Source organism: Rhizobium sp. 2MFCol3.1, assembly GCF_000377565.1.
GTDB lineage: Bacteria > Pseudomonadota > Alphaproteobacteria > Rhizobiales > Rhizobiaceae > Rhizobium.
This window is the reverse complement of sequence record NZ_KB898366.1, coordinates 28,356-51,707: the sequence shown is the minus strand read 5'-3', so window position 1 is coordinate 51,707 and position 23,352 is coordinate 28,356. Positions and strand designations below refer to the sequence as shown.

24 protein-coding genes are annotated in these 23,352 nt (G+C 59.0%); 7 read left to right on the top strand and 17 right to left on the bottom strand.

The genetic code is table 11. The features are described from left to right. Positions 1-2: 2 nt before the first annotated feature. From D460_RS0122885 to D460_RS0122875, 3 genes are all read right to left on the bottom strand, one after another. The gene (locus D460_RS0122885; protein WP_018900929.1) at positions 3-1,265 is read right to left on the bottom strand and encodes an ABC transporter permease; all 1,263 of its coding nucleotides are present in this window, start codon (positions 1,263-1,265) and stop codon (positions 3-5) included. Beyond that, positions 1,262-2,083: an ATP-binding cassette domain-containing protein gene (locus D460_RS0122880; RefSeq protein WP_018900928.1), complete on the bottom strand. Its 822-nt coding sequence runs from the start codon at positions 2,081-2,083 to the stop codon at positions 1,262-1,264. The genes D460_RS0122885 and D460_RS0122880 overlap by 4 nt, the downstream gene beginning before the upstream one ends. A 69-nt stretch (positions 2,084-2,152) precedes the next feature. Next, positions 2,153-3,199 carry a sugar ABC transporter substrate-binding protein gene (locus tag D460_RS0122875; RefSeq protein WP_018900927.1) on the bottom strand — a complete coding sequence of 349 codons (1,047 nt, stop codon included), beginning with the start codon at positions 3,197-3,199 and terminating at the stop codon, positions 2,153-2,155. Between the two features lie 264 nt (positions 3,200-3,463). Between D460_RS0122875 and D460_RS0122870 the strand changes: the two genes are divergently transcribed. Then, on the top strand, positions 3,464-4,474 hold the full coding sequence (locus D460_RS0122870) for a LacI family DNA-binding transcriptional regulator (RefSeq protein ID WP_018900926.1): 1,011 nt from the start codon (positions 3,464-3,466) through the stop codon (positions 4,472-4,474). Between the two features lie 156 nt (positions 4,475-4,630). Here D460_RS0122870 and D460_RS0122865 read toward each other — a convergent pair whose 3' ends face one another. The 5 genes from D460_RS0122865 to D460_RS0122845 are packed head-to-tail and all read right to left on the bottom strand — an operon-like array spanning position 4,631 to position 9,588. Next, the gene (locus D460_RS0122865; RefSeq protein ID WP_018900925.1) at positions 4,631-5,704 is read right to left on the bottom strand and encodes a DUF2218 domain-containing protein; all 1,074 of its coding nucleotides are present in this window, start codon (positions 5,702-5,704) and stop codon (positions 4,631-4,633) included. Next, positions 5,701-6,525 (bottom strand): ABC transporter ATP-binding protein, encoded by an 825-nt coding sequence (locus D460_RS0122860; RefSeq protein WP_018900924.1) that lies wholly within the window; start codon positions 6,523-6,525, stop codon positions 5,701-5,703. Before D460_RS0122860 ends, D460_RS0122865 begins: the two co-directional genes overlap by 4 nt. Continuing rightward, on the bottom strand, positions 6,522-7,562 hold the full coding sequence (locus tag D460_RS0122855) for an iron chelate uptake ABC transporter family permease subunit (RefSeq protein ID WP_018900923.1): 1,041 nt from the start codon (positions 7,560-7,562) through the stop codon (positions 6,522-6,524). Before D460_RS0122855 ends, D460_RS0122860 begins: the two co-directional genes overlap by 4 nt. Continuing rightward, positions 7,559-8,605 (bottom strand): iron ABC transporter permease, encoded by a 1,047-nt coding sequence (locus D460_RS0122850; RefSeq protein WP_018900922.1) that lies wholly within the window; start codon positions 8,603-8,605, stop codon positions 7,559-7,561. Before D460_RS0122850 ends, D460_RS0122855 begins: the two co-directional genes overlap by 4 nt. Continuing rightward, a complete protein-coding gene (locus D460_RS0122845; RefSeq protein ID WP_018900921.1) occupies positions 8,602-9,588 on the bottom strand; it encodes an iron-siderophore ABC transporter substrate-binding protein in 987 nt (328 codons plus the stop codon). The genes D460_RS0122850 and D460_RS0122845 overlap by 4 nt, the downstream gene beginning before the upstream one ends. Before the next feature lie 297 nt (positions 9,589-9,885). On the opposite strand from D460_RS0122845, the gene D460_RS0122840 reads away from it, so the two are divergent. Next, positions 9,886-12,036 carry a TonB-dependent siderophore receptor gene (locus D460_RS0122840; RefSeq protein WP_018900920.1) on the top strand — a complete coding sequence of 717 codons (2,151 nt, stop codon included), beginning with the start codon at positions 9,886-9,888 and terminating at the stop codon, positions 12,034-12,036. Positions 12,037-12,176: 140 nt separating this feature from the next. Here the strand turns inward: D460_RS0122840 and D460_RS0122835 are convergent, their stop codons facing one another. Further along, positions 12,177-13,070, bottom strand: coding sequence for an AraC family transcriptional regulator (locus tag D460_RS0122835; protein WP_018900919.1), 894 nt, complete (start codon positions 13,068-13,070; stop codon positions 12,177-12,179). A gap of 363 nt (positions 13,071-13,433) precedes the next feature. On the opposite strand from D460_RS0122835, the gene D460_RS0122825 reads away from it, so the two are divergent. Together D460_RS0122825 and D460_RS0122820 are read left to right on the top strand one after the other, a co-directional pair. After that, entirely contained in the window at positions 13,434-14,507 is a 1,074-nt protein-coding gene (locus D460_RS0122825; RefSeq protein ID WP_026283429.1) for a GSU2403 family nucleotidyltransferase fold protein, read from the top strand. A 164-nt stretch (positions 14,508-14,671) separates the two neighbouring features. Beyond that, on the top strand, positions 14,672-15,994 hold the full coding sequence (locus D460_RS0122820; protein WP_018900917.1) for a hypothetical protein: 1,323 nt from the start codon (positions 14,672-14,674) through the stop codon (positions 15,992-15,994). Between the two features lie 3 nt (positions 15,995-15,997). Here D460_RS0122820 and D460_RS0122815 read toward each other — a convergent pair whose 3' ends face one another. From D460_RS0122815 to D460_RS0122800, 4 genes are all read right to left on the bottom strand, one after another. Next, entirely contained in the window at positions 15,998-16,474 is a 477-nt protein-coding gene (locus D460_RS0122815; RefSeq protein ID WP_155947839.1) for a hypothetical protein, read from the bottom strand. Between the two features lie 85 nt (positions 16,475-16,559). Next, positions 16,560-17,123, bottom strand: a complete 564-nt coding sequence (locus D460_RS0122810) for a hypothetical protein (RefSeq protein ID WP_018900915.1) — start codon at positions 17,121-17,123, stop codon at positions 16,560-16,562. After that, a complete protein-coding gene (locus D460_RS0122805) occupies positions 17,120-17,722 on the bottom strand; it encodes a hypothetical protein (RefSeq protein ID WP_155947838.1) in 603 nt (200 codons plus the stop codon). Before D460_RS0122805 ends, D460_RS0122810 begins: the two co-directional genes overlap by 4 nt. Positions 17,723-18,129: 407 nt before the next feature. Further along, positions 18,130-18,384 carry a hypothetical protein gene (locus D460_RS0122800; protein ID WP_018900913.1) on the bottom strand — a complete coding sequence of 85 codons (255 nt, stop codon included), beginning with the start codon at positions 18,382-18,384 and terminating at the stop codon, positions 18,130-18,132. Between the two features lie 183 nt (positions 18,385-18,567). On the opposite strand from D460_RS0122800, the gene D460_RS35330 reads away from it, so the two are divergent. From D460_RS35330 to D460_RS0122795, 3 genes are read left to right on the top strand one after another with little or no spacing between them, the layout of a single operon-like run. Beyond that, complete coding sequence (locus tag D460_RS35330; protein WP_348625650.1) at positions 18,568-18,798, top strand: TraC family protein; 231 nt, start codon at positions 18,568-18,570, stop codon at positions 18,796-18,798. A 39-nt stretch (positions 18,799-18,837) separates the two neighbouring features. Further along, entirely contained in the window at positions 18,838-19,035 is a 198-nt protein-coding gene (locus tag D460_RS36095; protein ID WP_155947843.1) for a hypothetical protein, read from the top strand. 40 nt (positions 19,036-19,075) lie between these two features. Continuing rightward, a complete protein-coding gene (locus D460_RS0122795) occupies positions 19,076-19,906 on the top strand; it encodes a glycosyltransferase (protein ID WP_018900912.1) in 831 nt (276 codons plus the stop codon). A 20-nt stretch (positions 19,907-19,926) separates the two neighbouring features. Here D460_RS0122795 and rfbC read toward each other — a convergent pair whose 3' ends face one another. From rfbC to rfbB, 4 genes are read right to left on the bottom strand one after another with little or no spacing between them, the layout of a single operon-like run. After that, complete coding sequence (rfbC, locus tag D460_RS0122790) at positions 19,927-20,472, bottom strand: dTDP-4-dehydrorhamnose 3,5-epimerase (RefSeq protein WP_018900911.1); 546 nt, start codon at positions 20,470-20,472, stop codon at positions 19,927-19,929. Beyond that, entirely contained in the window at positions 20,472-21,356 is an 885-nt protein-coding gene (gene rfbA, locus D460_RS0122785; RefSeq protein ID WP_018900910.1) for a glucose-1-phosphate thymidylyltransferase RfbA, read from the bottom strand. Before rfbA ends, rfbC begins: the two co-directional genes overlap by 1 nt. A 4-nt stretch (positions 21,357-21,360) precedes the next feature. Further along, positions 21,361-22,245 carry a dTDP-4-dehydrorhamnose reductase gene (gene rfbD, locus D460_RS0122780; protein WP_018900909.1) on the bottom strand — a complete coding sequence of 295 codons (885 nt, stop codon included), beginning with the start codon at positions 22,243-22,245 and terminating at the stop codon, positions 21,361-21,363. A 3-nt stretch (positions 22,246-22,248) separates the two neighbouring features. After that, a complete protein-coding gene (gene rfbB / locus D460_RS0122775; RefSeq protein WP_018900908.1) occupies positions 22,249-23,310 on the bottom strand; it encodes a dTDP-glucose 4,6-dehydratase in 1,062 nt (353 codons plus the stop codon). Positions 23,311-23,352: the final 42 nt, after the last annotated feature.

Genomic DNA, 23,352 nt, shown 5'->3' with positions numbered 1-23,352 from the left:
GATCAGGCGCGTCCGTGGCTGACGCGGGAACGGCGGGCGAGCGAATCGACGATGACGGCAATGGCGAGAACGCCGCCCGTGATCATGTAGCGCAATGAAGAGCTGAGGTTGAGCAGGGTCAGGCCGTTGGAAATCGCCTGGATGACGATGATCCCGAGCAGCGCGGAATAGGCGCTGCCACGGCCGCCGAAGAGGCTCGTCCCGCCGATCACGGCGGCGGCGATGGCATTGAGGTTGACGTCACCCGTGCCGGCCTGCTGGCTCGACGAGGCAAGACGCGATGCCGACAGAATGCCGCCGATAGTCGCGAGTGTCGAGCAAAGCACGAAGGCGCTCAGATAGATGCGGCGAACATTGATGCCGGCGCGCCGTGCGGCTTCGCGATTGCCGCCGACGGCGAACATCGAGCGTCCCCATTGGGTGCGCGTCAACCCGTAGTTCAGGACCACCGCGATGGCGACGAACAGGCCGAACATCCACGGAATGCCGCGACCGAGGTTGAGATAATAGACCGCGAATTCGAGTGCCGCGGTCAACACGACGGCCTTGATCGCAGTTGCGGCAAAGGGTTGCGAGGACAGGTTGACGGCAGCGCGCTGCTGGCGTGTCCGCACGCCCTTGGCGATGATCACCGCGCCCGGAACCAAGGCCAGCAGATAGGACAGCCAATCGGGCATCACCAGGATCTGGCCGAAGCGGACCAGCGGGGAAGCATATGGAAGGTTGATGCTGCCGCTGGGACCCAGGATATAGAGCTGCATGCCGAGCAGCGCGAGCAAGCCGGCGAGCGTGGCCACGAAGCTTGGCATTCCCAACCGGTTGTAGAGCACGGCGTAGACTGTTCCGATGACCGCGCCGGCGGCGATGGCCGCGATGATCGCGACGACGAACGGAACGCCGTTGTTCACCCAGAGCACGCCGAGAATGGCGGATGACAAGCCGCTCATCGAGCCGACGGAAAGGTCGATTTCGCCAAGCATCAGCACGCAGACGATGCCGAGCGAAATGATCCCGACGGTCGCGCAATCGAAGAGCAGGTTGACGAGATTGTTCGGCGCGAGAAACACCGGATTGAGCAGCGAGAAGACAGTCGAGATGACGATCAGCCCGACCGCGACCGGAAGCATGCCGAGATCGCCGGATTTGACGCGATCGATGAAGGCCCCGACCATCGCCATCATGCTGTCGTCGTGGCGAACGCGTTCGTCGCTGCGATCGAGCGTCGTGGCGGGTGCGAGTGTTGTATCGGATGGTTTCTGGCTCATGCCGGTCTCCCGCTGTGTTCCTGCGCCGTGCCTGTCTTGCGCTCGATACGGCGCGAGACGGAATTTTCCGTGGCACCCGTGATCGAGGCGACGAGTTCCTGGTTGGAGGCATCTGGCGTGAAGACGCCGTTGTTCCGGCCCAACCGCAATACGACGATGCGATCGGCGACGGCGCGCACGTCTTCCATGTTGTGGCTGATGATGATCACGCCAAGGCCGCGATCACGAACCCGCTCGATGAGATTGAGCACCTCGGCGGTCTGCGCGACGCCGAGTGCGGCGGTCGGCTCGTCGAGCATGATGATCTTCGGATTGAGCAGCAGCGACCTTGCGATGGCAACCGTCTGGCGTTGGCCGCCGGAGAGCGAGGCGATCGGCTCTCTGACGGATGGTATGCGCGCGGCCAGCTCCCGAAGCAGCGTCCAGGCGCGGACCTCCATCGCCACCTCGTCGAGCGCCCAGGGCGAAAGTTCATGCCCGAGGAACAGGTTGGCGACGACGTCGAGGTTTTCGCAGAGCGCCAGATCCTGGAACACCGTGGCGATGCCGAGCTCCAGCGCCTTGCCGGGGCTGTCGAGCGAGACACTCTGGCCGCAGAATTCGATCGAGCCGGAAGATGGCTGGTGAACGCCCGCCAGAACCTTGACCAGGGTCGACTTGCCGGCGCCGTTGTCTCCCACCAGGGCCACGACTTCGCCCGCCTTGACGTCCAGTTCTATATCGGTCAGCGCCGAGACGGCACCGAAATTCTTCGACACGTTTCGCAGTCGCAGGATGGGCTGCCCGCGCTCCGGTACATTGCTTGCTGTGGTGCTCATGGCTGAAGGCCTTTGTACGTCCTTGAGAAACCGGCCGCACGCGGTGCGGCCGGAATGGCGGATCGGCTTTTAGTTGCCGATGCCGAGCTTCTTGCAGCCCTCGGCATATTCGCCGGTGCAAATCTGCTCAGCCGTCTGGATCTTCTTGTCGAAGATTTCCGCCTTGATGTTTTCAGCGGTGACGACAGCAGGGATGAAGAGCTGCGACGGCGTGTTGTAGAGCGTCGTCTTGGCTTCCGGCTTCTCGCCCTTGATGAGCTGGACCGCCACCTGTGCGGCCGCGGCCGCCACGATCTCGGAAGGCTTGGAGATCGTGTTGTACTGGTCGCCCGAGATGATGAGCTGCAGTGCCGCGATCGTCGCATCGTTGCCGGTGACCGGCGGAACGGGGTTGACGCCCGCTGCCTTGAAGGCGGCGATTGCGCCGCCGCCGGTGCCGTCATTGGCGGCAACCACGCCCTTGATCTCGGCGCCGAAGCGCGTGATCTGGCCGGCAGCCCATTCCTGCGCTTTCGGCGGCGCCCATTCCGGCGTGTCGAATTCAGCAAGCGTCTTGTACTTGGATTCCTTCAGGCCGCGATGGATGCCGTCGCGAATGAGGCCGGCGGCCGCGTCTGTCGGCGAACCATTGATCTCAAGCACGCCGGCGCCGTCAGGCACGCCTGCCTTCTTCAGATGCTCGACGAGCGACTTGGCAATCGCGTAGCCGATACCTTCATTGTCGAAGGAGACGTAGAAATCGGCAGGCTTGTCGGGGATCGGACGGTCATAGGCGATGACCTTGACGTCCTGGGACTGCGCGAGTTCCACGAGGCCAGCGGCGGCGGCGGAATCGACCGGATCGAGGACCACGACCTTGGCGCCCTGCGCAATCACCGAGTTGAACTGTTGCTGCTGCAGCGATGCATCGCCATTGGCGTTCTGGTAGACGACGGTGCACTTGGCGCACAGCTTTTCCATTTCGGCCTTGAAGCCCGGAAAATCGTGCTGCTCATAGCGGGTCGACGCCTGATCGGGCATCAGGAACGCCACCGTGGACGCTTCCTGGGCGAATGCTGCTCCCCCGAGCGCCATCAGCATGGTCGCCGACATCAGGGAAAGTTTGCGATAGGTCATGTTCTCCTCCTTAATTGACCAACGGCAAGGTTCGGCCATTGCCGCAACATCGGCCTGACGCGCCATGCGTCATTGCCCCAAGCCGCAGCTCGACGAGAGCCGCACGGCAAAGAGGACCACCAATAGCTGCGAAATCACCTCCCGGTGCCAGCCTCCTAGCTGACACGTATCATCGATTGAGCGCACTTGCTCAATCGATGAAGCAAGATTTGCCACTTCTCTCGTTTGATGTCAAGTTAGCGCCCGATACAGGAGATGAGAATTTTGAGTCTGGACAGGCAGCAGAAGCGAACGACGATCTACGACCTTGCCGAACTCGCGGGCACCTCCGCGAGCGCGGTCAGCGCTGTCTTGAACGGAAACTGGAAAAAGCGTCGCATCAGCAAACAGCTTGCCGAGAAGATAACGCGCATCGCCGAGGAGCAAGGTTACGCGCTCAACATGCAGGCAAGTCTCCTGCGCCGCGAGAAGTCGCACATCATCGGCATGATCGTTCCCAAGTACGACAACCGGTATTTCGGCTCGATCGTCGAGCTCTTCGAGACCATGGCGCGTGACAAGGGCCTCTTCCCACTCATCACCTGCACGCGACGCGACCCCGCGCTTGAGATCGAGGCCGCCCGAACGATGCTTTCGTATCAGGTGGATTGCGTGATCGCGACAGGTGCTACCGACCCCGACAGGATCACCGAGCTTTGCGCCGCCGCCGGCGTGCGCACCATCAACCTCGATCTCCCAGGCAAACTCGCGCCTTCCGTCATTTCCGACAATTTCGCGGGTGCCCGCGAGCTGACGCGGAGAATTCTCGTCAGTTGCCATCAACGATTTGGCGCCATGGAGCCGCTGATGTTCGTTGGCGGCCGCGGCGGCGATCACAACACGATGGAGCGCTTAAGGGGGTTTCGCCAGGCACATGCGGATCATGGCATCGACCTTGAGGACGACAGGGTCATCGCCTGTGGTTACGCCCCTGAAAAGGCGCAAAGCGCACTCCAGGAGCGCGCCGCCAGCGGCCTGCCCTTCTCCAGAGGCATGTTCGTCAATTCGACGATTACGCTTGAAGGCGTGCTGCGCTGGTTGCGGCTTGCCGGACCTGTCAGCGAACAGGAATTCGCCCTCGGCTGCTTCGACTACGACCCTCTCGTCGCCCTCTTAGGCGACAACATCGAAATGGTCCGCCAGGACGTCCCGGCAATGTTGACCAGGATGTTCGAGCTGATCGAGCACGGAAGTTTCGAGCCCACCGTCTCCGAAATCCCGCCGCTGCTCCGGTAGCCGCTTCCGCAGGGCCGATTGCCATGGCAGCGCGACCCCTGCCGGCATCGCGAGATGGCGACAGCCATGGGTGACTCCCTGCAATGCTACACGGCAAGTGGAAAGGCTGCTCGATTGGCGCAACCTCGATCCACGACCGGGAACCCAAGGATCCCCCTAGATCGCGGTACCCGCATCCCACTCCCAGTACCAAGCAACATACATCGACTTTCGGTCATGCTTTCGGCTCTTGAGGAAGCTGCGCACCGACCTGGCGTCGTCCTTCTCGCAGGCAACCCAGACAAAGGTGTCGGGATCCGAGGCGGCAATCGCGGCCTTGGCCTGATCTGCTAAAACACCGTTCGCGCCCGAAGCATAGCGTCTGCGATGCAGCCAGCGCACCGTCAGCGTGCCTTCGGTCGGCAGCGGCTGCTCCTCGCGACTATCTTCCACTTCGATGATTGCCTCGATATCCGTCCCAGGCGCAACTTCGGCGACGATGCGGGCAATTCCCGGCAAAGCGCTTTCGTCGCCGACGAGCAGCATTCGAGAGGACACCGGCAGACCGCCGCTGCCCGGACCGAGCAAGCCAAGCCGATCGCCAATCTGGCAATTGCGGGCAAAGTCCGCGCCTGGTGTCGCGACACCCGGCATCGGATGCTGGAAGAAGTCGATCCATAGTTCTTGACGTTCGACATCGACCGCGCGGATCGTATAGGCACGCACGAGAAGCTCATCCTCACCGTCGGGCCATGCAATGCGGCCATCCGTTCGATAGCGGGGCCAAACCGGCTGCCGTCCCCTCGGCGGCACGAGGATGCGGACATGCATGTCGCCGCCGATGAAAGGGGTAACGTCGGCACAGCTTACCTTGACCCGCCGCATGTGAGGCGTGACATCTTCGGCCCCGGTCACCATGACTTCATGCAGGTTCGGCAGCAACGCTGCCGAAACGGGCTGCGACCATGTGAGGTCAAATTCCGTCTCGCCGGCGAAATAAAACAGATGCTCGGCGAGGCTCGTGCGGACCATCTGTAGGCTGTGTTCCGACGGGCAGTTCAGATCGATCAGCAGTCTCTGATCTTGAAGGTGGATGCTGGCCGTTCCGAATGGGCTTTTCAACACGGCACGGTCGGCGTTTCTCAGCACCTCGGAATGTTCGACGAAATGTTCGCATATCTCGTCGAGCATATGCGCCGGGTCCTGCGGATATGCTATGCCCGAAAGCTGGAATTCAAGACCCGTGCTCATGCGCGTTGCGCCTGGCTCTTGCGCTCGGCGAGGCGATGCCGGCCGATCGGTAGCATCATCGGCCGGTCGGAGACGGGGTCGGTAATGATCTCGCTTTCGAGACCGAAAACGTGCCGGACCGTCGCCTGCGTCAAGACCTCCTCCGGCGCGCCCTTAACCTCCACTCGCCCATCGCGCATGGCGACCAGATAATCCGCATAGCGCGCGGCGAGGTTGAGATCATGGAGCACCATGATGACAGTCGTGCCGCGCTCCCGATTGAGATCGGTCAGAAGATCGAGAACCTCGACCTGATGGCTGATGTCAAGGAAGGTTGTCGGCTCGTCTAGCAGCAGGATGTCCGTTTGCTGAGCAAGCGCCATGGCGATCCATACACGTTGGCGCTGTCCACCGGAAAGCTCGTCCACCGACCGCTCCGCGAGGTCTGCTGTCCTGGTCGCGGTGAGCGCGCTTTCCACGGCTTCATCGTCGCTTTTCGTCCAGCGCGAAAACAGGCTTTGATGTGGATGCCGGCCGCGGCCGACGAGGTCAGAAACGGTAATGCCTTCAGGGGCGATCGGCTGCTGGGGTAGCAGCCCGAGCGTGCGCGCGAGTTGACGTGGCGCGGTCCGATGGATCGATTTGCCATCGAGCAGCACTTGGCCCTCGCGGGGAAACAGCAGCCTGGACATGGCGCGGAGCAAGGTTGACTTGCCGCAGGCATTGGCGCCGACGATCGCGGTGATCCGCCCAGGCGGCACGGCAAGGTCGAGGCCATGAAGCACTTCGTTATCGCCATAGCCGGCCGAAATCTGGCTGGCGTTGAGGGTATGCGCAGTCATAGCGAGCCTCCACTGCGGTTGACGCGTATGATCAGGTAAATAAGGTAGGGAGCGCCGAGAGCGCCTGTAACCACACCGACGGGGTAGCGGCTCGGCAACAGGAACTGGCCGACGTAGTCTCCGCCGAGCACAAGAATCGCACCGATCAGCGCCGACGGGATCAGCAGCGACCCACTGGCGCCGATGATGCGGGCCGCGATGGGACCGGACAGGAAGGCGACGAAGGCGATGGGTCCGGTGACGGCTGTCGCTGAAGCGATCATGCCGACGGCTGCGATGATGACAAGCATTCGGGTTGCCGAAATCCGGACACCGAGGGCCGCGGCCATATCATCGCCCATACGCAATGCATCGAGATCACGCGCCCGGCTGAGCAATAGGCCACCGAAGATCACGAGCGCCAGCAGCAATGGCAAGGCCTGGCCGAATTGGGCCCCATTCAGACTGCCGGTCAACCAGCGCATGGCCTCCTGCAGCGTCCATGACGGCGCGAACGAAAGAATATAGGCGATGACGCTTTCCAGCATGGCCGAAACGCCGATGCCGATAAGGATCAGGCGCGTTCCCGACACGCCGTTTCGAAACGATAGCGCATAGACCAGAACGGCGACACCGAGGCCAGCCGCAACCGCCAACACGGAAACCGACGTACCTTTCATTGCCAGGACGACGATGGCAAAGACAGCGGCGGCACTCGCGCCTGATGTAATCCCGATGATATCGGCACTTGCCAGCGGATTGCGCAGCATCGTCTGGAAGGCGACGCCGCCGAGCCCGAAACTCAAGCCAGCCAATATGGCGACAACCGCCCTTGGCAGCCGCAACTGGCCGACGGTGAAGCTGGCGCCGGCAACATCGTCACCCATCAAGACCCTGACGACATCGGAAATCGGCGTGTAGGATTGCCCAAGCGTCAGCGTCAGGACAAAAAGGGCAACGACGATTGTCAGAAGCATTGCCACAACCATGGCATGGCGACGTGAACGGTGCTGCCGAGCGGAAATGATCAAATCGAGAGTGGAAGTCATGATGGTCATAGTTCCCGCACCCGCTGGCGTCTGACGATCCAGATGAAGAATGGTGCGCCGATGAGTGCGGTGACGATGCCGACATCGATTTCGGAAGGCCTGGCAACGATGCGCCCCGCGACATCCGCAAGTGTCAGCAGGCAAGCGCCACCAACCGCCGAGAACGGCAGAAGCCAACGGTGATCGACGCCGATCAGCAGCCGGCACAGATGCGGCACCACCAGCCCGAGAAAGCCGATTGGGCCGCAGACCGCGGTGATGGCGCCGCATAGCAGGATGGCACCCAGCGAGGCGATTGCTCGCGCGGCGGCAACCCTTTCTCCGAGCCCGGCGGCCAACTCATCGCCAAGCGCCAGCGAATTCAGCTTGCGCGCGGACAAAAGGCTGATCGCAAAACCCACTGCGAGGAACGGTAGCACGGGAAGGACGCGTTCAAACGTTGCGCCACCGACGCCACCGATCTGCCAGGAGCGGATGCCACCGGCAATATCGCCGCGCGGCAATACGACCGCAATCACCATGGCCGAAAATGCCACGGAGGTCGCAGCTCCGGCGAGCGCGAGCTTCAAAGGTGTTGCCCCGCCGCGTCCGAGCGATCCGATGGTGTAGACAAAGAGAGCAGCGGCGCCCGCACCCAGAATTGCCGTCCAGATATAGGCGTCGGCCGAGTCCATGTTGAACCAGGCCACGCCGATAACCACGGCAAGCGAGGCGCCCATATTGACGCCGAGGATGCCGGGATCGGCAAGTGGATTGCGGGTGACGCCCTGCATGATCGCGCCGGCGAGGCCGAGGCCGGCACCGGCCAGCACCGCAAGCAGCGTGCGCGGAATACGCAGAGCGACCGCCGCCTGCCCGATCGTTTGCGTGTCACCCTTTAGGGCCGCGACGATATCCACCAAGCCCACGTCGCGAGCACCGATGGTGATAGACAGGACGCAAAGCAGAGCAAGCATCAGAAGGAGGCCAAGCAGCCAGAGACCGCGCACGCCATTCGAGCGCGCGATCACGCCGATACCTCGGTTGTCCGATTTTACGGCTGCGACACTCATTTCGATTTGCTGGCCGACTTCTTGGCAGCCTCGGACAGCAGAGCGACATAATCCTTCAGCACCCAGGATACCGACAGCGGCGTCGGGTTTGCAGCATTGCCGACCGGATTATTGCCCAGCATCACGAGCGAGCCGTTGGCGACGGCAGGCATCTTTGATAGCAGCGGGCTGGCATCCAGCGCATCCAGGAGTTTCTGTCCACCATAGGTCACGAGAATATCGACATCGTCGAAACTGTCGACATGTTCAGCACTGACCGAGCCAGAGAACTTGCCCGGTTGCGAGGCTTCGACGACGCTCTTGGGCGACGTCAGCCCAAGATCGGCAAAATACTTCACCCGCGTATCGTTGGTCGTATAGAAGTTGACGATGCTCAGATCCGTCGCGTTGAGATGGGTAATGAACATCGCCGATTTCCCTTTAAGTTCGGGATGGCCGGCCACAGTCTGCGCGATCTCACCTTCGATCTTCGCGATCAGTGCCTCGCCTTCCGCGGCCATACCCATTCCGGCGCTGTCCATCCGTATCGTTTCCCGCCAATCGGTCGAATAAGGCGCCTCCGGATAGGCGACAACGGGCGCGATCTGGCTCAGCGTCTCATAGTCAGCCTGGCTCATGCCGGAATAAGCGGCAAGGATCACGTCTGGCTTGGTGGCCGCGACTGCCTCGAAATCGATACCGTCGCCTTCGTCGAACAACACGGGCGTCTCGGCATGCAGTTCCTTCAGCTTCGCCGTGTTCCAGGGCAGCACGCCGTCGTCGTCGTCGTCACCGAAATTGGCCCGTGCCATACCGACGGGAACGATTCCGAGTGCCAGCGGCACCTCATGGTTTGCCCACTCGACCGTTGCGATACGTTCGGGCTTCTTGGTGATCACGGTTGTTCCGAACGCATGCTTGATGGTGATCGGATAGGTCGTGGCTTCCGCCGCCCATGTGATTGCAGGCGCAAGCCCCAACAAAACGGTGAACACCGCACCCATTGCAAACAAGAACAATCGCGTCATCACACTCACCCATCCAGTCAAAAGTTGACTTTCAGTTTCAGGTTAGGTCTGTGACGTCAACACCGAGAGTGTCGTTGCAGCCACGGACGCGTGAAATTTCCGTGGGTTCGTACAAGGCGAGGGAAAGCTACAATACTGGATCGCATTACTCAAGTTAAGAGCGACGTCGGGACATATCACACAAGACCGACGGCACGCCTCGAGCATTCTCGCTCGCATGGCGCCGCCACCGGCTTGGGCGATCCTTTTGACGCCAACTTTGGAATTTTGATCATGGATATCGACACAACGGGCCGCCGCTCGAGCCGAGTTTCCCTACGCTGCCGGACTGCGTTTCTTCTGGGCTGCACAGCGGTCGCCGCCCTGGCCCCGACTTTGCTGCTGGCCCAAGACGCCAATGCTGATGGCTCCGAGACCTCGTTGAAACCGATCGTTCTTCAGGGCAGCGGCAGCACGCAGGGCGTTCTCAATACGGAAAACGATTCAAAGTCGGTTGTAGCGACAGAGACGACCGGCGTCGGCAAGATGCCGACCGACATTCTGACGGCGCCCGCCTCCGTCTCGGTCATCACGTCCAAGGAAATCCAGGAGCGCGCCGCCGAGACAGTAGAACAGGTCGTGCAGTACAGCGCAGGCGTATCGAGCGATTTCTATGGCTCGGACGATCGTTATGACTATTTCGATATTCGCGGCTTCGTACCCTACACCTATCGCGACGGCCTGGCGATCGGCCGCACCTTCGCCGGCGTTCGCGAAGAACCCTACGCGTTCGAGCGCATCGAAGTGCTCAAGGGCACCAGTTCCGCGGGCTTCGGCGTGGCCGAGCCGGGTGGCTCGGTGAATTACGTCACGAAGCTGCCGAAAAGCGAGCGGTTCGGTGAAGTCTACGGCACCGCCGGATCTTATGCGCATAAGGAGGCCGGTTTCGATTTCGGCGACAACATCACCGAAGACGATACGCTGTCCTATCGCCTGACCGGGAAGTTCCAGAACGCGGATGCGGAATACGACTACTCAAAGGATAACGAGAAATTCCTCATGGGCGGCGTCACATGGCGCCCGACCGACGCGACCAGCCTTTCCTTCGTCTTCGATCATCTGGACAAGGCGGGCGTTCCCGGCAGCGGCGGCCAGCCATACGGAACCGATTTTGACCGAAGCACATTCTTTGGCGAGCCGGACTATTATTTCAGCAACACGAACCGCAACAGCTACAGCCTGCTGTTCGACCACGATTTCGGCGACGGACTGAGCTTCAGCTCGAATGCCCGCTACAGCAAGTCTAGGCTCGACTTCGGCAGCGCCTATCTCTCCAACACGCGAACCGACGGCTCATTCCTGGCGGACCGATATTATTTCGGCAGCGACACTGATAACGAGCAGTTCGTGATCGATGCGCATCTGATGTACGAGGGGAATTTCGACAGTGTCGAAAGCCGCACCCTGCTTGGCCTCGACTACAATAACTTCAAGTCGAAAAACTACGGCCTCTACCTCCCCGGCGCCCCGCCAATCAACTGGTTGGACCCGGTCTACTCCGGTGGCCCCAGCTCGACCGATCCCACTTACGGCACAAGCAACGATCAGAAGACGACGGGGCTCTATCTTCAGCAGGACCTGACCTTCTTCGACAGGCTGACGGTGAGCCTCGGCCTGCGCAACGATTGGCTCGATCTTGGTGAAACAGACCTGTTCACCGATGCACGAACAGCCGACACCCATAGCGAATTTTCCAAGCGCATCGGCGTGAGCTACAAGATCACCGATGAATTCGCAGCCTTTGCGAGCTACGGTGAATCGGTCGCGCCTCCGGCAATCGGGGCTGATCCTACCACCGGCAAGCAGTATGAGGTCGGCGTCAAATACCGGCCCGACGCCTTCCCCGCTCTGTTCACGGCGTCGATCTTCGACCTGACCAAGGGCAACATCACAACCTACGATTCCGTCACCTATATCCCCCAGACGGTCGACAAGGTCAGGCATCGCGGCCTTGAACTCGAGGCCAAAGCCGAAGTCACCGACAACATCGATCTGATTGCGGCTTACACCTATATCGATTCCCGCATCGACGAGCCGGGTGGCGCGAATGATGGCAATCGCCTCATGCATGTTCCCAAGAATATGGCATCGGTCTGGGGAACCTATAAGCTGGAGGGCAATGGAGCACGCGGCGACATGACGTTCGGCCTCGGCGCGCGGTATGTCGGCTCGTATTTCACGGATCTCGCCAATACCCAGTCGGCAAAGTCCGAGAGCGCTGTGCTGGTCGACGCCTCCTTTACCTACAAGATCCAGGAGAACACGACGTTTCAGCTCAACGCCAGCAACCTCTTCGACGAAAAGCACCGCGTCCATCAGGACAGTGGCGGCATCTTCTACAATCCTGGCCGAACGGTCATGGCCACTCTGCGTCAGAGCTGGTGATACGAATGGCCCGCCGGCAGCTGCTGTTGGCGGGCCCGTTCTCCCAATGTGCCAAGGCAACGTCGCGAAAGCGTGCTAAGCGATTTCCGTGCGGGCCATCGGTCTAAGAGGAGATGGAACGCTCTTTCTTCCTCAGAAAGCTAAAGAGCATCGTGAAACCGGCGCCAGGCGGCCGGCGTATCGCCTGCGACTTGCCTGAAAACGCGCGTAAAATGTGCCTGGTCGGAAAAGCCGATCTGCGCGGCAACTGCGGCGATCGTCATGTCGGTCTCGGCAAGCAGGCCCTTTGCGCGATCGATCCGCTTGGCGAGCTGCCACTGCAGCGGCGTTTTTCCTGTGGTCTGCTTGAAGACATTCGAAAACCAGCTCTCCGACAATCCGACCGCCTGCGCCATTTCGGCGACCGTCAGCCTGTCGTCACGGAGGTCATCAACGCGCGACGAGAGCTTGTTCAGCTGAGCCTGAGTGAGCCGTCCCGCCGCCTGCCCATCGTTCGGCTGATGAATATCGAGCAGGCTCGCCACAATGCTGCTCACGAGGCTTTCGGCATAGAGCGCGTGCTTCGACCAATCGGACAGTTCGTTGACCATCAGACCGGCCAGCACCTGAATGGCCTCAACGTCGTAAATCTCGACAGGCCGACGAATGGCGGCGAGAGCGGCCGACGAGCCAATCGAAGGCGAAAGAAATCGCAAAAGACGATCTTTGTGAAGGTGCAGGTTCAGATGCGAGAAACGGTGCGCGCCGGTGCTGCCGGTCCACACAGGAACGCCAGGCGGCACATAGATGGCGCGGGGCATCGGCCGGTACTGCCGGTCAAACTGACCGTCATGGTTCGAAATTCGGAACTGATCCGACATGTCGTTGAAGAAGACCATGATATGCGGGTGGCCGGCCAAATAGTGGCCTCGAGCGCCCGATTGGCTCTCGGCCTCCCAGAACGCACTGAGCAGACCATCGAACTGCCGCCACCGCACCGGGGCAATCGGCCGAATACCTTCGGTGCGCCAGATCATCGACTGCAAGAAATCCAATAGCCCGACCCACTTTCGTCGCCGTTATTCCAGGTGCAGAATCTCGTGGAAAACGACCTCGCCAGCTGAGCTGGCGTTTATTGCCGCCACGATAAAGATGAGAACATTTATCATGTTTTATTGGATAATCAATCGATAGCGGACCTTCTGCTGCCTTGACGCCCCGATGACCGAAAACGATCGCTCGGGACGAGCACCACCTGAAACGTCGTTATAATTTATTCTCTAAAACATTATAACCAGCAACGATTGACATCTTTTGCAGTAGTTATAATTTTCTGGATAAAACATTATAACTTAGTCAGTAGAGTTCGAACACGTCCGCCTGGAAACACGACGTAATCCACCGGGGAAGATCCGCACATGAAAACAATCGACTTGATTTATCGAACAATGTTCGCGGAACTGGCCCAGCGCTCGCTCGATGGACAATTCCAAGCAGACTTCCCCCTTGAGGGCCGTTTTGTCACGGTGCCGGTCAAAGGGAAGGACTACTGGTACTTTGATCTCCCTACGCCCGACGGCGATAAAAGGCGCTACGTTGGCCCGCACAGCGATGAAGCGATTACCTCACGGGTAATGGCTCACAAGGAGCTCAAAGATGATATCCGGGAGCGTCGGCGGATGGTCGGCACGCTCCGCAGAAGTGCCGGTCTTGCCGGACCGGACCCGTTCGCCGGCGACATTACCAAGGCTCTCGCCGATGCCGGCTTGTTCCGCTTGCGCGCCGTCCTGATCGGTTCCGTCGCCTTTGGCGCTTACGCCGGCCACCTCGGCGTTCGCCTCCCCTCGTCGGCGATGCAAACCGGCGATGCCGACTTCGCGCAGGACTTTGCGATTTCTGCCGGAGTAGCAGACAGCCTGCCGCCTGTCTTGAACCTGTTGCAGACCGTCGATCCCGGTTTTCGACCGATCCCGCATCAGGCCGATCGAGCCAAAGTCATCGCATTCCAAAACGGCAAGGGCTACCGTGTCGAGTTCCTGACGGGTAACCGCGGATCGGACGACTATACGGGCAAACCATCGCCAATGCCCGCTCTCGGTGGTGCTTCTGCAGAGAACCTGAGGTTCCTCGACTACCTGATTTACGAACCGGTACGGACCGTTTTGCTGCACAGGGAAGGCATTAACGTGCTCGTTCCCGCACCTGAGCGCTACGCGATCCATAAGCTTATCGTCGCTTCCCGGCGATCCACGGATGCGCTGGGTCGGGCCAAGCGAGACAAAGATTTGCAGCAGGCGGCGCTGCTTTCGGAAGCGCTCACTTTGACACGCCAGAGCGATTTGCTGGCCGATGCCTATCAGGAGGCCTGGGACCGCGGCGCATCATGGCGCGAAGCAATAAATGCCGGCATCGCGATGATGCCCGGAAACGCCAAGGCCGCACTTGCCGCAGCCCTTGGGGTCAAAATCGGCGACCTCGGCACGTCACTTTAGAAATGCAGTGGGCCGGACCTCTCGCCAGGCATCCCGTTGATTGTCCGCTAAAATACGGCAGAACTGAACGAGGCGGATAAAGGCCCGGAGATTTCGGGCCTTCGCCACTGCGCACAATCCGTGCCGGGCTTGGCCGGAGATCGTCTGAATGTTATCAGGATCAGATGTCCTATTCCGCTCAGCCGACTGCTTCCGACGGCGGCTTCAAGACCGCATTGTATCAGCTACGATTGACCGCCTCTCTCGTCTGGCGTTTCTGGCCGCAATTGGCGGCGCTCTGGCTGCTCGGCTTCATCGGCAATCTTCTGCTGAATGAAATCGCTGCCATGATCGGGCGCTGGAACTCGCTTGCTGGCCTGTCCGTCCTCGCCTTGGTCGTGCTGTTGAAGCTTGTTGTCATCGTCGCCCTGTTTGAGACGGTTCGGCGCGGTCTTCCGGCGCTGAATGCCGCCTCACATCGAACGGCGGATCAGCCGGATACGTCGACCGAGGCGGAGCTGCCCCCGCCCCGTAGCGATTTCCTCAGCGCTCTGGCGCTCAGCCTTGTCCCCTTTTTCGCCTTCTATACCGCCTGGGGCTTTCTCGGCGATACGGTGAGGGACTATTCCCGCCTTTCGCTCAGCCTCTTCATGGCAGGCGAGAGCGCCGGACTGCTCGATGTCTCCGGCGGCACGTGGCTGATCGTGCCCGTCGTCGTCGCTTGGGCCGTGAGACGGCTCGCAAAAGCCATGCACAAGCGTTCGCAGGCACCGATCTGGCCGATCCTCATTGTGGTCTGCGAAGCGAACTGGGCATTCATCGGTCTCTTCGTCGTGTCGGAGTGGCAGGATGAGATCAGGGCTTGGTTCAGCCATTTCCCGGAAACAATCGGCACTTTGATCAGCCAGCTTGAGCCAGTAGCAGACGCCCTCGCACAGCAGGATGTGCCAATTCCGCCCGAATTCGCGTCACCGCCGATCACAACGCAGCTCGTCAGCCTGTTCTTCTATGCGCTCTATCCGGTCGTCTGGCTCACGCTCGCAGCCCTCGTCTACGGCTATGACATCGATAGCGAGCACACACCCGACGAAGGGCGCCTCGCCGGCGCGGTGTCCCGCTGGCAGGCGCTGCCGAAGTCGGTGCGCGATTTCATTTCGCACTTCATCTCTGGTACGCTGAAACGCTATCGCGCGCTCGCCGAAGGGATCGGCCTGGCGCTGAATTCCGGTATTGGTCCGATCCTCGTCGCCATTGTCGGCTACCGCATGTTGGATTGGGGATCCGCCTGGGCCTGGTATTGGCTCACACAGCTCATCGGTCCGCATGATCTGCCGCTATGGCAGGTCATCGCGCAGACGATTTCGCCCTTCATTGGCACGCCGAGCGATCCAGGCGACGGCCTGCTGATCACACCGATCAAGATCTGCCTGCTCGCGGCGACGCTGGAAATCGGCTTTGCCCAGGGTCGGGTATGGAGGGGGCGAGAATTGCGCTTCGGCGAGGCGTGATTGTCAGTTGAACGCGAGCGGAAAGCTGATCGCCTGCGGCCGCAGCGGCCCGACACTCAACCTTACAGCCAGTGAGGAGACCGCCGCGGCAGGAACCACGAACTTTTCTTCGATCAAGGCAGCATGGTCTTGATGAGGCGGATCAAGCGACGTGATACCGCAGCCTTTCAAAGGTTCGCTGGCAGGCTCCAGATCGCGGCTTATGTCGCTTGAAAGGATCACGTCAAGCGGCAACCAACGGCGCCCCGCCCCGTCCACCAGGCTGACCTCGCATTGGCCCCAGCCGTCACCGATATCGCGAGCGGCGGTTGCAACCATGCGGACGATGACAAGCCGCATCTCGCCGGGAAGACGCAGTTGCGTGTCGCGTCCATCGCCAATCAGCCTCACCTTCTCGAGGCGCCACGTCGCGCCGGCGTAGTCGAGCTGGCCAGATTCCTCCACGACATCGGTCTCTATCCGACGCCTGTAATCCTCCATGTTCCGCCATGTATTGATCGCAACAGCTGCCGCGACCAGAAACGGCAGGCTTGCGAGCGAGAGCCACCATGTCCATCTTGCGCGATCAGATACCATCTTTGCGGATCTCCAGTCTCGCTTGCGGGGCCGTGTCATCCGGTTCGAGCGATACGCTGATCTCGTCCTTGAGTTGCGGATCATACTGCTCCGAAAGCACCAGTTTGATGTTGCGTATCTCATCCTCGGGGAGCTCGAACACGAACAGACCCGTCGTCGGCAGTCCGGGCTGAACGATTTTCGCCGAGAGAATGTTTGGCGCATCCCCTGCCCGCCGTGATTGACGGTACATTCGGCCGGACGCGCCGATCAGCGTCGCGGCGCGAACAGGCATGGTTTTCTGGAACGCCTGCAACTCGGCGGAGACTACCACCCAGACACCAGAGCTCTTGAGATCGACTGCCCGTCCGAACTGTTCGTAGGCGATGTTTTTCGCCTTCAGAACGCGATTGACCTTTACGCTGAACGTCTTGCTCGAAACCGTCTCGCTCTGGCGACCCACGGTGCTGATCGGCCCGGTCAATGTGGCATAGGGTGGCGTGGTTGCCTGCAGTGCTGCGAGCACAACCGCTGCCGCAAGAACAGCCGCGATCACAAGAGCAGGTCGCCTCATGGTCTTTCCACCGACGTCTCGCCATTGAGCGGCAATGCCAGTTCCGCAACGGTTCCCGAGGGAAACCAGCCGGGTGCACTGTAGAGATTGTCCCTCGGCTTGAAGAACTCGCCCTCGATCTGCAGCCTTAGAACATCGGGCAATACGACATTCTCCGGAACCTCCCATCCCGCGGTCACGGCCTCGGGCATGCGCGGTTGCAGATCCCACAGTATCGCCCGATCACGCATCAGATAATATTGCGGCTTCGACGTATCGGGCAGATTGGTGGGCTTGATCAGGCTTCCATAGAGATTGGAGCTCTGCGCCGACAGGTTTTCCAGCATCATGCTAACGACGACGGCCTTTTTGCCCGGCGATATCTTTGCTCCGTTCGGCATCTCTTTGGCCAACGCGCTGCCGAAAATTGAAACCTTCCAGCGCCCGGCCTCCACCGGTGAGGCCACCTCGACCTGAGGAACGACATCGGCCTGTCTGCGCTCATACAACGAGTACCCAAGTGAAATCGAAGCTGCCAGCAGCCCGCCGGCGCCGGCAAGCAGCTTGGTCATCCATGTTTTACCCGTCTTCGGATTCATTGCTAGTTTCAGCCCACCCATTTTGTCATATCTACTGTAGATAGCGGATTTCAGTACGGTTTCGACCGAGAAGAAGCATTTCCTGTGCCTTTCGTTTTAGGACCGTCTCGAAACGACGTCAGCCTTCTCATCATAAAAGTGCTCCTCACAACTGGCCGAGGTGGCCTCTAAAAGGAGAGCGTCGCTGTCAAACGAACCGCTCGCCTTTTTAGCGGCGTTGCAAAAAGACGGTTCTCGTATTTTGCTCTCCGCCTACTGCATGGATGGCATTAGCGAACCGGGGTTATAACATGGCAACTTTTGTGAAATCGACCGCTTCCCACAGCGCCGAAAAGCGTGTCTCGACTACGAGCCGCCGCCGTCAATTTTTGGAACGCCCGCGTTGATCGCTCGGATTACAATCGTTTGCTCAACCAGTGCAGGCGCCCTCAAAGACTCTGCGCTTCCAAGAACACCATCAGCTTCGGTCCCAGCGAAAACTCGTTGCGCTTCGACCGCTCTGCCAAGTTCTTATAGATATCTTCATAGACATTGCATCCATCTCGGGCGAGTTCGCGAATGGCGGGCCTATCAACGCCGGGTACGCGCACGAGATCCAAATGAAGGGCCGCTGCCTGTTCGGAAAAGTCGCTCCATCGATCTGTCCACCGGTCGAGATTGATCACACAAATCGGAGTCGTCATTGTCCGTCTGTCATCTCCGCTCAAGTCTAAAACAACGACCCGTACTAAGATCCCTGATGCACGGGCGTAACGCTTTGGCGAGCTGTAACTTGCACCTTAACGGCGAAAATTCAGAGCAAGGTTCTTCTTCATCGGAGGGCGCGACGCCCATGAAGAAGCCAAACGCGAAAATCCGCTAAAAGAGTGCTAGCTTGTAGGAGCAACTCAAGCAGGCTGAAACACGGGCGCATAGCGTCGTTTGTGCTACGTACGGGGATCAGAGAAATCGAGATCGAAGAGGCTGATCTTCTGTCGGAAATCGAAGAGGTTACCGGTCGGTTCCGCGGAAAAACGAGACCAACTGAAGGCTGCAAGCCTACGGGCACGTCGCCGAACGGCGCTGGTGTAGCCATGGTCCTACCTGCTGATGCTTAAGCGAATGCAAAAGATGACGGCGATCGAAGCTGGGGGAAGATCAAACTCGCAGGCCTGATCGCCAAGGTGGGCATACGCTATGCGAAACCCGCACTCTTGCTCGGGTTGGTGATCGACGCAGGCGCGAGGATCAAGGTTGATACTCGACAAGACGATAAGATTTATTGTTATGTGTCCACCCGTGCTGCTCGTTGCTCGGCCGAACGCCGGATTGCCCCTCGGCGAGTATGTCCTTAATAAGAAGAGCAATTTCGGAGCTTCGAGGAAAGAACGGCGAATGAGTAATGCGGCACTGAAGCAGAATGAACCAACAGAGCAGCATCTCTCCGTCTGCATTGTCACTTTCAAGCCGGACCTTCAGATTCTGGCGCGTACTCTAGAAAGTCTTCGTATTGCGACGGACAACCTGACGCAGGTAACGTCCTCCGTCTTGATCATCGACAACTCGTCGACGGATGTCCTTAGCGGGTGGCTCAGGGCGCAGTTTCCGGATTTTGCGATCACCCTCAAAGCCGGACATGGCAATGTCGGCTTCGGACGCGCCAATAATATGGCCCTGCCGTATTGCGGAGACTTCCATCTGGTGCTCAATCCAGACGTCGAACTCTCGCCCGAGTCCCTAGTCAACGCAGTGGCTTTTATGGAGAACAATCGCAATTGCGGTTTGCTGACTCCGCTGGTGTTTGGCATCGACGGGCAACGCCAATATTTGTGCAAGCGCTTCCCGAGCCTTCTTGATCTGGCGCTACGCGGTTTTGCTCCGGCAAGAATACGCAAATGCTTCGGGGTAAGGCTCGATCGCTACGAGATGCGCGAAATACGAGATGACCAAGTATACTGGCGACCGCCGATCGTTAGCGGATGCTTTATGTTTTTTCGCGGTGATGTGTTCCGTGCGGCAGGCGGCTTCGACCGTGACTATTTCCTCTACTTCGAGGATTTTGATCTCTCCTTGAGAGTGGCAAGAATGACCGAGATTGCCTTTGTTCCCTCCGTCCAGATTGTTCACGGAGGTGGCAATGCCGGCGGCAAGGGCCTATGGCATATTCGCCAGTTTCTAGCGGCGGCAGCCACCTTCTACTGGAAATTCGGTCTCAAATTGATCTAACCGCCGAATACCAACTGCGCTCAGGCGAACAGGTCGGCAGAATCGAAAGGCATTGCTTTTGCGTCTTTTCCCGAGAGCTTGGGCTCTCCAGCTAAAGGCCACTCGATTGCAAGGCGAGGATCATTCCATAATAGGCTGCGCTCGTATTCCGGGGCATAGTAGTTCGTCGTCTTGTAGAGGAACTCTGCTGTTTCGCTCAGCACCAAAAAGCCGTGTGCAAAACCCTCCGGCACCCAAAGCTGCTTTTTGTTCGTAGCACTCAGAAGCACACCCACCCATTTACCGAAGGTCGGTGACGACTGCCGAATATCGACGGCAACATCAAACACCTCGCCCTGGACAACGCGGACAAGTTTTCCCTGAGGCTGCCTGATCTGATAATGCAAACCCCGCAGTACATTCCGAGACGATTTGGAATGATTATCCTGAACAAACTCGCGGTCTAGGCCCGTCAGTTCCTTGAAGGTCCGCGCATTGAAGCTTTCAATGAAGAAGCCGCGCTCGTCTCCAAAAACCATTGGTTCAAAGACAACGACATCCGGGATGGCGGTCAGGGTCGTCTGCATTAAAACATCTCTTCTGTCAGAATGTTGCGCAGATATTGCCCGTAACCACTTTTTATCAGCGGAGCGGCAAGCGCCTCGAGCTTTGCCGCGTCAATCCAACCAGCCCGATAGGCAACCTCTTCCGGACAGGCTACGCGCTGACCCTGACGCTTTTCGATCGTAGCAATGTAGTGTCCTGCCTCAAGCAGGGAATCGTGCGTTCCGGTATCGAGCCACGCATAGCCCCGGCCCATAATCTCTACCGTCAGACGGCTCTCCGCCAGATAACGGTTGTTCACATCCGTGATCTCAAGTTCGCCGCGCGCTGAGGGTTTTATGTCGGCTGCGATGTCGCAGACTTGTTCGTCGTAAAAATAGAGGCCAGTTACGGCATAGTTGGACTTTGGTCTCTCCGGCTTTTCCTCGATCGAAAGCGCACGTTGGTTCTTGTCGAACTCCACAACGCCGTACCGATTGGGATCCCTCACGTGGTAAGCGAAAACCGTGGCGCCGAAGGTTCGGCCCGCAGCGTGCTTCAACAAATTCTGGAAATGATGACCGTAGAAGATGTTGTCGCCCAGTACGAGTGCCGATGGATCGTTGCCCACGAAGTTACGGCCAAGAACGAAAGCCTGTGCGAGTCCGTCCGGGCTCGGCTGGACACAGTAGCTTAGATTGATGCCCCACTGGCCACCATCGCCCAGTAGCGCCTGGAAGCGCGGGGTGTCTTGAGGCGTAGAGATGACCAAAATGTCCTTGATCCCCGCGAGCATAAGCGTGGTCAACGGATAGTAGATCATCGGCTTGTCGTACACCGGCATCAACTGCTTGGAAACAGCGAGTGTTGCCGGATGCAATCTGGTGCCGGACCCTCCGGCGAGGATGATACCTTTGCGTTTCTTCATTGCCTCAAATCATCTGCTGGAGAATGTGGTCGATACCCGCTTGCCATTGCGGCAAACTTAAATTGAAAGTGCCACGAAATTTGCTCGTGTCCAGCCGGGAATTCGTCGGGCGCTTGGCCGGCGTGGGGTATTCGGCTGATGTAATGGCGCGGATCGCATCACTAGCCACGCGGATCGGCTTGCCCGCCAGCCGGGCTGTCTCGATGATGTGAACCGCATAGGCATGCCAATTAGTCTCTCCGCCGGCGACTAGATGATATACCCCGCTAGGGATATTTTGGGGAACACGAACTGCGGCACGCACTGCGTGGGCCGTGGCGTCAGCGATCAGGTCTGCCGTAGTCGGCGCACCGACCTGATCGGCTACGACGTTGATTTCATCACTCTCTGCAGCAAGGCGCAGCATGGTCTTCGTGAAGTTGGCACCATGCACACCGGCAACCCAACTCGTCCGAAAAATGAGGTGTCTTGCCCCACTGCATCTTAGTGATGCTTCACCTGCAAGCTTGCTGCGGCCGTAGATCCCTGGCGGGTTCGTTTGCTGTTCCTCTGTGTAAAAACCCTCTCCACCACCATCGAAAACATAGTCTGTCGAATAGTGGACGACCAACGCGCCGAGCCTTGCAGCCTCTTCGCCAATAACGCCGGGTGCCATGCCGTTGATTGCAAAGGCCAAGTCCTGTTCCGTCTCGGCCTTGTCGACAGCAGTGTATGCGGCTGGATTGACGATGACGTCAGGTCGCGTGTCCCGGATCACAGCGCGGAGCTGTGAATAATTCGTAAGATCGCAAACACCTCGATCGACAGCAACGACTTCGCCGAGCGGCGCAAGCGAACGTTGCAGTTCGAACCCGACTTGACCATTTTTGCCCGTCAACAACAATCGCATCGATCAATTACCGTACTGCTTGCCGACCCAGTGTTTGTAAGCACCGGTCGTCACATTCTCCACCCAGTTTTGGTGCTCGAGATACCATAGAACAGTCTTCCGAATTCCCGTTTCGAAGGTTTCTGCCGGCTTCCAGCCTAGCTCCTTCTCGAGTTTTGTAGCATCAATCGCATAGCGCCTGTCATGCCCTGGACGATCCTTTACAAAAGTAATCTGCGTGGCATAGGGCTTACCATCAATGCGCGGCTTCAACTCATCCAGGATGAGGCAAAGCGTATTGACGACGTCCAGATTGGACATTTCGTTCCAGCCACCAACATTATAGGTTTCCCCGAGACGCCCACTCTCGAGAACGAGACGAATGGCCGAACAGTGATCCGTTACATAAAGCCAGTCACGGATCTGTTGACCATCCCCGTAGATCGGTAGCGGCTTGCCGGATAACGCATTGAGGATACAAAGCGGAATAAGTTTTTCCGGGAAATGGAAGGGGCCGTAGTTGTTAGAGCAATTGGTGGTCAGAACTGGCAGTCCATAAGTGTGATGGTACGCGCGAACCAGATGATCGGAGGAAGCTTTACTCGCAGAATATGGGCTATTGGGCTCGTAACGATTGGTTTCAACAAATGCGGGGTCGTTCTTTCCAAGAGAACCGTAAACCTCGTCAGTGGATACATGCAGAAAGCGAAACGACAGCTTTTCGGTGTCGGACAACGTGGCCCAGTACGTGCGGACAGATTCGAGCAGATTGAATGTGCCAACCACATTCGTTTGGATAAAGTCCGCCGGACCATGAATGGATCGGTCGACATGGGATTCGGCTGCAAAATTAACGATTGCTCGCGGCTTGTACTCGGAAAGCAACGTCGCCATCAGCTTAGCGTCGCCTATGTCTCCCTGAACAAAAACGTGCCGTGCATCGCCGTCAATGCTTGCCAGGTTTTCCAGATTGCCCGCGTAAGTCAGCTTGTCGACATTCACGACGGTCTCGTCGCTTTCGGCCATCCAGTCCAGGACGAAATTGCTGCCGATAAAACCCGCACCACCGGTCGTAAAAATCGTCATCGATCTCTTATCTCGCGAACTTGCTGCAACAGGGTGCAGGAA

Coding starts and splice junctions, on each gene's coding strand:
- D460_RS0122850 (WP_018900922.1), bottom strand. CDS start 8,605: ATGAGTGTCGCAGCCGTAAAATCGGACAACCGAGGTATCGGCGTGATC.
- D460_RS0122880 (WP_018900928.1), bottom strand. CDS start 2,083: ATGAGCACCACAGCAAGCAATGTACCGGAGCGCGGGCAGCCCATCCTG.
- D460_RS0122805 (WP_155947838.1), bottom strand. CDS start 17,722: ATGGGTGGGCTGAAACTAGCAATGAATCCGAAGACGGGTAAAACATGG.
- D460_RS0122865 (WP_018900925.1), bottom strand. CDS start 5,704: ATGAGCACGGGTCTTGAATTCCAGCTTTCGGGCATAGCATATCCGCAG.
- rfbB (WP_018900908.1), bottom strand. CDS start 23,310: ATGACGATTTTTACGACCGGTGGTGCGGGTTTTATCGGCAGCAATTTC.
- D460_RS0122875 (WP_018900927.1), bottom strand. CDS start 3,199: ATGACCTATCGCAAACTTTCCCTGATGTCGGCGACCATGCTGATGGCG.
- rfbD (WP_018900909.1), bottom strand. CDS start 22,245: ATGCGATTGTTGTTGACGGGCAAAAATGGTCAAGTCGGGTTCGAACTG.
- D460_RS0122815 (WP_155947839.1), bottom strand. CDS start 16,474: ATGGAGGATTACAGGCGTCGGATAGAGACCGATGTCGTGGAGGAATCT.
- D460_RS0122795 (WP_018900912.1), top strand. CDS start 19,076: ATGAGTAATGCGGCACTGAAGCAGAATGAACCAACAGAGCAGCATCTC.
- D460_RS0122800 (WP_018900913.1), bottom strand. CDS start 18,384: ATGACGACTCCGATTTGTGTGATCAATCTCGACCGGTGGACAGATCGA.
- D460_RS0122825 (WP_026283429.1), top strand. CDS start 13,434: ATGAAAACAATCGACTTGATTTATCGAACAATGTTCGCGGAACTGGCC.
- rfbC (WP_018900911.1), bottom strand. CDS start 20,472: ATGCAGACGACCCTGACCGCCATCCCGGATGTCGTTGTCTTTGAACCA.
- D460_RS0122860 (WP_018900924.1), bottom strand. CDS start 6,525: ATGACTGCGCATACCCTCAACGCCAGCCAGATTTCGGCCGGCTATGGC.
- rfbA (WP_018900910.1), bottom strand. CDS start 21,356: ATGAAGAAACGCAAAGGTATCATCCTCGCCGGAGGGTCCGGCACCAGA.
- D460_RS0122840 (WP_018900920.1), top strand. CDS start 9,886: ATGGATATCGACACAACGGGCCGCCGCTCGAGCCGAGTTTCCCTACGC.
- D460_RS0122855 (WP_018900923.1), bottom strand. CDS start 7,562: ATGACCATCATGACTTCCACTCTCGATTTGATCATTTCCGCTCGGCAG.
- D460_RS0122810 (WP_018900915.1), bottom strand. CDS start 17,123: ATGAGGCGACCTGCTCTTGTGATCGCGGCTGTTCTTGCGGCAGCGGTT.
- D460_RS0122885 (WP_018900929.1), bottom strand. CDS start 1,265: ATGAGCCAGAAACCATCCGATACAACACTCGCACCCGCCACGACGCTC.
- D460_RS0122820 (WP_018900917.1), top strand. CDS start 14,672: ATGTCCTATTCCGCTCAGCCGACTGCTTCCGACGGCGGCTTCAAGACC.
- D460_RS0122845 (WP_018900921.1), bottom strand. CDS start 9,588: ATGGGTGCGGTGTTCACCGTTTTGTTGGGGCTTGCGCCTGCAATCACA.